Source organism: Stenotrophomonas sp. 05L44_2, assembly GCF_056665995.1.
The window spans coordinates 1-3,714 of the sequence record NZ_JBFTNR010000424.1; the positions used below are offsets into that span (position 1 = coordinate 1).

The window sequence follows — 3,714 nt, forward strand, 5'->3', positions numbered from 1 at the left end:
GTCTCCGACGACCCGGCGTTCCGTGTCTCGGACCTGATGAGCATCGGTGCGATGCTGTATCCGGATGGCTCGGAAGACCAGAAGTTCTGGATCAGCCAGGCGCGCAATGCCTTCATCGCCTTCACCCTGTACCTGTTCGAGAACTGGGATGACGAGCGCAGCAGCGGCTTCCCAGGCGGGCAGGGCACGCCGACCCTGGGTGCGGTGTACCGCCTGTCCTCCGGCGATGGCAGTGACCTGAAGAAGTTCCTCAAGGGCCTGTCCGAGCGCCCATTCCTCAGCAGCAACGCGCGCTCGGCGTTTGCCAACATGCTGTCCCAGGCCGACGAGACCTTCGCCTCGATCCTGGGTACCTTCAAGGAACCGCTGAACCCCTGGATCAACCCGGTCCTGGACAAGGCCACCAGCACCAACGACTTCCTGCTCACCGACGTGCGCAAGAAGAAGATGACCATCTACATCGGCATCCAGCCCAACAAGCTGGCCGAAAGCCGATTGATCATCAACCTGTTCTTCAGTCAGCTGATCAACCTCAACACCAAGGAACTGCCCAAGTCCAATCCGGACCTGAAGTACCAGTGCCTGCTGTTGATGGACGAATTCACCTCGATCGGCAAGGTCGAAATCATCGCCTCGGCGGTGTCCTACATGGCCGGTTACAACGTGCGCCTGCTGCCGATCATCCAGAGCATGTCGCAGCTGGATGCCACCTATGGCCGCGAGGTCTCGCGCACGATCATCACCAACCATGCGCTGCAGATCCTGTACGCACCACGCGAGCAGCAGGACGCCAACGACTATTCGGACATGCTGGGTTACACCACCATCCGCAAGAAGAACGTCACCCACGCGCGCGAAAAGACCCACAGCTTCACCGAGGAGCGTCGCGCGCTGATGCTGCCGCAGGAGCTCAAGGCGATGGGGCCGGACAAGGAGGTGTTCCTGTACGAAGGCATCCCGCATCCGGTCAAGTGCGACAAGATTCGCTATTACAAGGACCGCTATTTCACGTCACGTCTACTGCCAAAGGTTGACGTGCCGATGCTTGATGTCTAAGTTGCAGACTTGAAAGTGTGACGCATGCACGCATTCATTGAGGTGAATTAGTGAAGCGCGTCAAAGAAACGCCATACGTTGGTCAAAATTCAGATTTGTCTGACATCGAATTGACGCGTAGTTGTGCGACTCTATGCGTGGCTTGCGGATCTGTGTGATTCGTCATGCTTTCAGAGTGGCCAGGAGTTTCAGCCATGGGAACAGGGATGGTTCCGACGTTGGTGAGGGTGCGTGAGAGGGGCCTCGGATGAGGTTGCTTCACGCGACTTGGTTGGCAGCTTTCGAGCTGCAGGGGAACCGTGCCCATGTGCTGTTAAGCAGTGCATTCGTTACGTTTCCGGCGTGCATCGCGCAGTGCCGGACGACCAAGGGACCAACATCGGGACTGCTTTTTCGTACGTCAAAGTGAAGCCCGTATGAATCAGGCGTTTATTGCAAAAATGTCCATCGCCGCAGTGGCGGCGTTGATGGTGGCAGGTTGTGCCACCAAGCCCGCACCCGACTTTGGAGGGCGTTGGAAGCCGGTCAACCGTTTCGCGACGGCTCCGACCGAGATTCCGCTGTACTCCAGCTACGTCTATCAGGCGTCGCCGATGGATCGCACGCTGAAGGCCATGCTCGAGCGCTGGGCCAAGGATTCCGGCCGTACGCTGGACTATCGCCTCAGTTCGGATTTCACCCTGTATGGCGCGGTGTCGGAGATCGACACCACCAACGCACAGCAGGCCGTGATCGATCTCACGGCGGCCTATGCGGCGCAGGGCGTTTCCGTCTCCATCGTCGGCAACCAGATCGTCGTGCAGAGCGCTGGATCGACGCCGACCGCGTCGGCCCAGGATCCTGAAGCCAGCAGCGGCAGCTGAGACCGCGTCGAAATCATCGAACGTGCCGCACCCCGCGCCTGGCGCAGGGGCGTCGCGCCCATTGATGTTTCAGCAGTACGGAAGAACCCATGTTCCGCAAGAAGGATGCAGGCAACAGCCCCAAGGTCGAGCAGTCGGTCGCCAAGGCGGTCAGCTACGAGATCACCGTGGCCGACATGGCCCGGCGCAGCGAGCGCCGTGCCTGGTGGGTCGCCACCGGTTCGTTGCTGATGTCGCTGGCGCTGGCCGGTGGCTACTACTACATGCTGCCGTTGAAGGAGAAGGTGCCGTTCCTGGTGATGGCTGATGCCTATACGGGTACGGCCACGGTTGCGCGCCTGCGCGGCACGTTCCAGGGCGAGACGATCACCACCAATGAAGCGGTCAATCGCAGCAACGTCGCCCAGTATGTGCTGGCGCGTGAGTCGTATGACTCGGCGGTGATGGGCCTGCGCGACTGGGAGCTGGTGTTTGTGATGTCAAGTGATCCTGTCGGCGCAAGCATGAAGCAGCGCTATGCCGGTAACAATCCGCAGAACCCGTTCGTGATGTACGGACGCGGCAAGGCGATCCGGGTCAAGATCCTGAGCATCACGCCCTTGGCCCAGCAGGCCAATGGTGGCTTCCGCGGCGCATCGGTACGCATACAGCGCAGCCTGCTGGACAAGCGCACGGGTGCTGCGACCTATCTGGATAACCAGCTGGTGACGATGCGTTTCCAGTACAACCAGAATCTTGCGCTGTCCGAGCAGGATCGCGTACTCAATCCGCTAGCTTTCCAGGTTACCGAGTATCGCGTCGATAACGATTACGCCCGTGGCGTGCCGGTGCCGGATGACAGTGCAATGCAGCAGCAGGCTCAGGATGCTGCCCAGCAGGCGCAGCTTGCCGCGCAACAGGCGCAGGGCATTTACGACCCGAACAATCCCGCAGCAGCCACCATGATCGATCCCGCAACTGGCCAGCCTGTGGCTGTACCGGCCAATGGTCAGATGCAGCCGGTACAGGGTCAATCCATTCAAGGTCAGCCGACTCAAGGGCAGGTAGTGCCTGGGCAGGCGATCCCAGCGCAGCCGGCCATGAGGCCGATGCAGAACAATTCCACCGGAAATGCTGATGGAGCAAGCAACCGATGAGTAGTCGAAAAGTCAGAGGGAGCGCATTGGCGCTGCTGTCATTGCTGTCGCTGGTGTTTTCCACCTCGGCGATGGCACAGGCGGTGGACCATTACGAGTACGAGAAGGACCGCATCTACCCGGTGCGCACCGGCCTGGGTCTCACCACCCAGATCGAGCTGAGCCCGAACGAGAAAATCCTCGACTACAGCACCGGTTTCAGCAGTGGTTGGGAACTCACCCGTCGCGAGAATGTGTTCTACCTTAAACCCAAGAATGTCGACGTCGACACCAACATGATGGTGCGCACTGAGACCCATTCGTACATCTTCGAGCTGAAGGTGGTGGCCACTGACTGGCGCCAGCTGGAGCAGGCGCGTCGTTCCGGCGTGCAGTACAAGATCGCCTTTATCTACCCGAATGACACAGTGTTCGGCGTCGCGCAGGAGGCGGTGGAGGAAGAAGCCCAGCCGTTGCTCAGTACGGAGCTGGCCAAGGATCGCCAGTACAACTTCAACTACTCCTATTCGACCAGCAAGGCGAAGAAGATGGGGTGGTTGATTCCGGTCAACGCGTACGACGATGGGAGTTTCACCTACCTGAAACTGCCGAATTCTCCCGAATAAAAGACGGGCATCTTCCCGGCCGTATTCGGTCGCGAGAAAGAGTACGGCGAGGAC

3 protein-coding genes and 1 pseudogene are annotated in these 3,714 nt (G+C 59.6%); all 4 read left to right on the forward strand.

What is annotated here, in order from left to right:
• Positions 1-1,056 (forward strand): type IV secretory system conjugative DNA transfer family protein (locus tag AC1VAN_RS14840; RefSeq protein WP_480986084.1); only part of this gene is annotated, 1,056 nt, incomplete at its 5' end.
• A 416-nt stretch (positions 1,057-1,472) separates the two neighbouring features.
• Positions 1,473-1,919, forward strand: coding sequence for a hypothetical protein (locus AC1VAN_RS14845; protein WP_025878721.1), 447 nt, complete (start codon positions 1,473-1,475; stop codon positions 1,917-1,919).
• A gap of 89 nt (positions 1,920-2,008) precedes the next feature.
• Positions 2,009-3,055 (forward strand): VirB8 family type IV secretion system protein, encoded by a 1,047-nt coding sequence (locus AC1VAN_RS14850; protein ID WP_032976216.1) that lies wholly within the window; start codon positions 2,009-2,011, stop codon positions 3,053-3,055.
• Positions 3,052-3,657 (forward strand): annotated as a pseudogene (locus AC1VAN_RS14855) (TrbG/VirB9 family P-type conjugative transfer protein); the annotation flags it as partial. The gene AC1VAN_RS14850 and the pseudogene AC1VAN_RS14855, both read left to right, overlap by 4 nt.
• Positions 3,658-3,714: the final 57 nt, after the last annotated feature.